4 protein-coding genes are annotated in these 5,429 nt (G+C 44.5%); 2 read left to right on the top strand and 2 right to left on the bottom strand.

Annotation, left to right across the window (positions count from 1 at the left end; genetic code table 11):
- The first annotated feature begins 400 nt into the window (after window positions 1-400).
- Both mobV and AABK37_RS40220 read left to right on the top strand, forming a co-directional pair.
- A complete protein-coding gene (gene mobV, locus AABK37_RS40225) occupies window positions 401-2,128 on the top strand; it encodes a MobV family relaxase (protein WP_432556978.1) in 1,728 nt (575 codons plus the stop codon).
- A gap of 4 nt (window positions 2,129-2,132) precedes the next feature.
- Complete coding sequence (locus AABK37_RS40220; protein ID WP_432556977.1) at window positions 2,133-2,267, top strand: hypothetical protein; 135 nt, start codon at window positions 2,133-2,135, stop codon at window positions 2,265-2,267.
- Window positions 2,268-2,831: 564 nt separating this feature from the next.
- Here the strand turns inward: AABK37_RS40220 and AABK37_RS40215 are convergent.
- A complete protein-coding gene (locus tag AABK37_RS40215) occupies window positions 2,832-5,072 on the bottom strand; it encodes a Piwi domain-containing protein (RefSeq protein ID WP_432556976.1) in 2,241 nt (746 codons plus the stop codon).
- The gene (locus AABK37_RS40210; protein ID WP_432556975.1) at window positions 5,069-5,359 is read right to left on the bottom strand and encodes a hypothetical protein; all 291 of its coding nucleotides are present in this window, start codon (window positions 5,357-5,359) and stop codon (window positions 5,069-5,071) included. The genes AABK37_RS40215 and AABK37_RS40210 overlap by 4 nt, the downstream gene beginning before the upstream one ends.
- Window positions 5,360-5,429 lie beyond the last annotated feature (70 nt).

Here is a 5,429-nt window from a genome sequence, read left to right as displayed (position 1 = left end):
CTGACTCTGCTACTAATAGTACCTCTAAGGAAGTTCTGGAAACATTAAGAATGTGCCAGAAGCCTACACCGACCTGTACTCAGGCGGTGTAGGTAGTTCACAGCATCTGGAGCAAGGAGGTGGTCACACCAAGATGCTAGTGGAGCATATTCGGCAGCATGGAGAGATTCGCTCGTTACCATGAGCGCACTCTGGTTGTGGAGACAGCGTATCTATATTTCAGCTATTATTTTTTGATTTGAAATTGGAGCAAAGCGACGATCAAAGAAAGCCTTCACCATCTCCCCCTCAAATATAATAATAAATATAAATATACTTACTACGGAATTTGTAAAATCATTCAGCTTTTACACTCCTCCACAGCACAATTAAACAGGAGAGATTGATAGAGGACAAGCCAATGGCTTACGCAATCTTTCGCATTGAGAAGCAAAAAACTTGGGGACAAATTGCTGGCAGTGCTGGTCACGCCCAGCGTACCAGAGAAACACTTAATGCTGACCCCAATCAAGAAAATATCTGGCTGATTGGCAATCCTAAACAGGATTTAGTGCAGGCTGTGCGCGATCGCATAAATGAGCAAACGATTCGTAAGAATGCAGTGCTTTGTGTAGATATGTTACTGGCTGCCTCTCCAGAATATTTTCGTCACGACAATGTGGCGGAAGCAGGGGTGTATGAGGATGACAGACTAGAAGCCTGGGTGAAGCTGAACGAGCAGTGGTTGAGTGAGCGATTTGGCGATCGCGTTGTGTCCGCTGTCCTGCACCTCGATGAAGCCACTCCCCATATTCAGGCTCATTTGGTTCCCATTGACGAAAAAGGCAAACTCAACTGTAATGGCATCTTTGGCTCTCCTAAACTTTTGAGGAAATGGCAAGATGACTATGCCTCGGCTATGCAACCACTTGGTTTAGAACGGGGGATAAGAGGTAGTAAGGCTACGCACATCGACATCCAGCAATATTACAGCAATATTAACTCTGACCATACGTTGGATATGGACGTGCTGCTCGACAAAGCCAGAGATAGAGATAGAGCCGAACGTCAGCGTAGGGAGATGGAAGCCACTGCTTCTTCAGCACAAGCGTCAGCTGACCGATTGAGGGAACAAAACCAGCGGTTGCAATTACAAATTCGCAAGCTCAAGAAGCAGCTAGCTTCATTTGAGGAACAGCTGCAAGACATTCCTCTAGAAGATGTGGCTTATGAACTTGGGTTGTCAGACGATAAAGATTTGGAGAGTCAGTGGATTGGTGCGGGTATTGCGCTGGAAATAAACGGAACTAAGTTCTCCGACTCTGGGACACAAACCGATGGTGAGGGTGCGATAGAACTGGTGCAGCACGTTATGGACTATGACTACCCCTCAAGCGTTGCCTGGTTAGCTGATAGATTTGGGGAGACAAAAGCGATCGCTGCCACCACAGTTAAGTCCCAACGACAAGCAGAGGATATTATTGCCACCTACACCGTTCCACAGTTTGAGCCACCAGCACCGGATGAAGATAAGTGGTCGCTCTTGAGACGCTACCTAGTCGAGACTTGTGGACTGAGAGAAAATTTGGTGGACAAGACGCACTCGGTAGGGCGCATCTATGCTGATGCCCAAGGAAATGCTGTATTCTTGCGACAGGCTATGGACTGCACTGATGGACAACTTAGGCGCGGTCGGGTTACGGGAGCCAGTCTCTTGGGAACTAACTTTAATGGGTTAGCACTAGGTTCAAGTCGAGAATCAGGCTGGTTTGGGGTGGGGCTAGGTCAGGGAGACGTGCAAAGAATTGCCCTAGTAGAGTCTCCTATTGAGGTTTTGTCAATAGTTTCCTTGTACCCCAATCCCAAAGTCCCCACTCTCTACTTAGCAACAAATGGAACTGATGCCCTGCCAATGGAGTTAATGCACTCCTTGATGTCGCGTGGCGGTGAAATTTTTGTGGCTTATGGTGCTGGTGAGTCGGGGGAAAAGCTGGCTCAACAAGTGATGGAGCAACTGCCAGAAGCAACCAGAGTCAAACCCCAACAGGGTGAAACTTGGAATGAACAACTACGAATTAGTCAACAGCAACTGAATAGACAAGCGCAACAGAAACAGAAATCTATTGGTGGTGGGGGAATGGAACTTTAATTGCTTGTTGGATGGGAACGCGGCAGTAGGCGATGGTCTCGAAGAGTACCGCCGTTGGCACATCAAGGAGCGTCACGAAGTGAAGCCGACGCACCAGAAGGCATCGCTACAGCTACCCATTAAAGCTAGAACTTCTTGAAATCAAGAGGAGTATTGTCAGAAGAAGGATGCGGTTGTGGAACAAGGCTCGTTACAAAAAATTTAATTACTTCCTACGGAAGTAATTCGTTATTGTCAACCATCCCCATCAAATCACTGAATGCATTTTCAGCTGCCAATAACGTTATTGGCAATTATCCCCATCAAATCACTGAATGCATTTTCAGCTGCCAATAACGTTATTGGCAAGGCATCAATATTTATCTTCATGCTAAAGACTCCATCTCAAACCTCAATTATCAAATTCGTAGAGCGAGTTGGAAATCATTGACTGATACATAAACACGCAGTTCACAGAGCGTGTTTACTGTTTGCAGTTTTTTAAGAGTAGCAACGAAATTGCTTTTCACACTGAATTTGGGGAATGTCCGGTAAAATGTCCACTCCCTCACTGCCAAATTTCTGCTCCTTGCGCCAGTGCAATACTTTGCATCAGTCCTTGTCTCATGCCTCTATCAAATCTGATTCGCCGCTACGAACGTGGTGACGTATGGCAGGAGTTACTCATAAATCAAATTCATGCATTTGGAGCAATGGGTGGTCTCTACAACCAAAATTGGCGATCGCCTGACAGCATACTCGTAGGATAAATCCCATTCAAACGCAGATAAGCCATGCGGTCTGCTCCATAAAGGGGCATTGGCAACCGAGGGGTCTGTAACGCCCCATGATGCAGCAATGTCAGTTTTAAAGTGGTTTCTAGAACACTTTCAATTGATACTTGATGTCCTTCTCCACGCACCGTCAAACGCAGAGGACGAGCCAAACCTACCCGATCTGAAACCTTAGTTGTTACCAGAACCGCTTCACGGGATGATAAACGAAGCGCCAACCCTTTTTCTGGGGAAGTCACAATTTTTTGTTGATTTAAGTTGTAAAGCCTAGGAATTCCAGACTTTTTGCACTCCACCAAAATAAATTTTGAGTTAATTGCTTTAGCCCATTCCAGTAAATGCTCAACTTCTTGACCACAAAAATAGCCATCCCGGTAAATTAAAACAGTTTTTCCTCTCAGTTCAACTGCTGGAAGTAATGTTTCTAAAAGTCGTTGCGGGATTTCTTCACCTGGAATCAAAGCATCTTCCAAGCGATAGCGAATAAACTTCCCTTGTCTATCATAGAGACGCACACTTGCACAGGCATTCAGAGTTCCAGGTAACTTTTCCTTAGACTCTCTGGAGATATCTAACCCAATAAAATAGTCAGCAATCTCTAAAGGTTCAGTCAGAACGAAAGGTAAATTCCCCAACTTTGCCAAAATCCCTGGAATCACCTGATTGAGAATTTGTCGGTGGTCAACACTGCGAAATGTATCAGAATAAATTACCTGGCTAGCAATTCCACGTTTGAGTAACTGCGAGTATACCCGCTGATATAAACTACCGCCATCCTCATTATCGGCACTGCGGTCAATAACGGGCAGAAACGTCAAAAAGATGTCAGTTGGAACCGTCACTAATTCATTAACAGTTTTCTCCAATTTATCAATGGCTTTTTCCAGTTCTGCCCTGGCTTCAGCGCCACTTAACTGAGGCAATGCTTTTCTGTGAACAATCTCACTTTCAAATCCGTAGGTTTTCAACCTTTGCCGAACTTCCTCTAGAAATTTATCTACCTTCAAATCGCAAAGTTTCAAAGCGGCAATGCGAATTACTCTTGATGGTTGACGATAATCATCATGACGGCTGTAAACTCCACCTTTAGAAAGTCCTTTAAGGACTTCACCTCTAATACCCTTAACACCTCTACCAAAAAGGAGTGGGGTTTGCTCAATTGCTACTGGTGGTTGCCAGAATAATGTTGGGTAATTACGGCTGTTGATACTACGCCCCAACTGAAATCCATAAGCAGCTAGAGCAATGCCTGCTTGGTTTTTATATTCAATTAAAAGTTTTTGTCGCTCTGAGTGACTAATTTTAGTTGCCTTGAGCAACTCTCCATATTTAACTTGCAATTGTTCAGCTGTTTGGGCGGTGACGCAGGGACGCAAAGCCATAAGTGGATAGTGAAACTGCTTTTTGTTCTTGCCAAACTGCACAGCAACGAGTGGTTGATTGTCTTCTGCTTCCTCAAGTTTTTGTTTACTAATTGAACCAGTCGCTTTCTCGATTAGTTCTTCTCTGTGTTCCCCAACTGTTCCGACAATTCCAGTAATGGTACAGCTACCACCCCGTTCAATTTCTTGAACTTTCAGACCAATCAAAAGCTTCTCTGGGTCTTGCCGATAAGGGTGATTCTCCAAGAAGTCAGCCAAATCACCCCTTGATACAATACTGCTGTGAATCGTTAAAGTCAGAGCAGGCTTTAAACCCTCTGGCAATTCAACAGTTTCTGCCCAAAAATCAGGTTCTCGTATGACTTCTACTCCTGAATCCGCCCGAACAGTTACAGGTGCAAAGGGACGATTTACCTTTAATACTTGAATAGCAAGCTGGGCAAGGATTAAAGGCGTTGCTTGTGGCTGGCGTACCCATTGAATTGAGTAATAGCGATCGCCAATATCTTCTTTCAATTCCTCTTGAATTTCCGTTTTGGCTTTTCGCCACTTATCTTGGCTAGGCATAGGCTGACCTGGTTGAGCTAAAACAAAAAAATATCCGTTGTGCCAGGTAACAATAATCTCAGGGAACTTCCGACTAAAACGGAAGCCCAAACGATTGCCATCCTGTTGTTCAACTTCTGGAGTCAGCCGAAAGCACATCAAATTGGGTTGTAAGATCGTGAGTGGGAAAATTTCACTTAAAGATGTTGGAGCTTGAGAAACAGAAACGGGCGCAACAGTCATGCAGAAACCTCAAGTTCAGAAAACTCACAAATTGAATTAAATGGGCAGTATTGGCAGTTAATGCCTGGATTGGGAGGAAAAATTCGGCTAAATTCAGATGGGGAATGCCTGTAACGTCGCAAATCTTTCTGATGTTGTTGGGATATCCGCGCCAGTTCAATCTGAAAGGCGTTTAACTGACTAACTGTTGCAGTGATGGAGTCAGACCACTTCCCGTTTTCCAAGTTGTAAAATGATGCTACAGTGGATTGAGTAGGGTTTGCAACTGAATCAAAATAATTAGACAATCTTCACCATAGTTGGACATTTAACCGTTTGTGGCGACTATATGTCCAAGTTTTTAGAAAAAACGACATT

The organism is Tolypothrix sp. VBCCA 56010, assembly GCF_050875635.1.
GTDB lineage: Bacteria > Cyanobacteriota > Cyanobacteriia > Cyanobacteriales > Nostocaceae > Hassallia.
The sequence above is the reverse complement of the archived record's forward strand: the minus strand, read 5'-3'. Positions and strand labels throughout refer to the sequence as shown.

Coding starts and splice junctions, on each gene's coding strand:
- mobV (WP_432556978.1), top strand. CDS start 401: ATGGCTTACGCAATCTTTCGCATTGAGAAGCAAAAAACTTGGGGACAA.
- AABK37_RS40215 (WP_432556976.1), bottom strand. CDS start 5,072: ATGACTGTTGCGCCCGTTTCTGTTTCTCAAGCTCCAACATCTTTAAGT.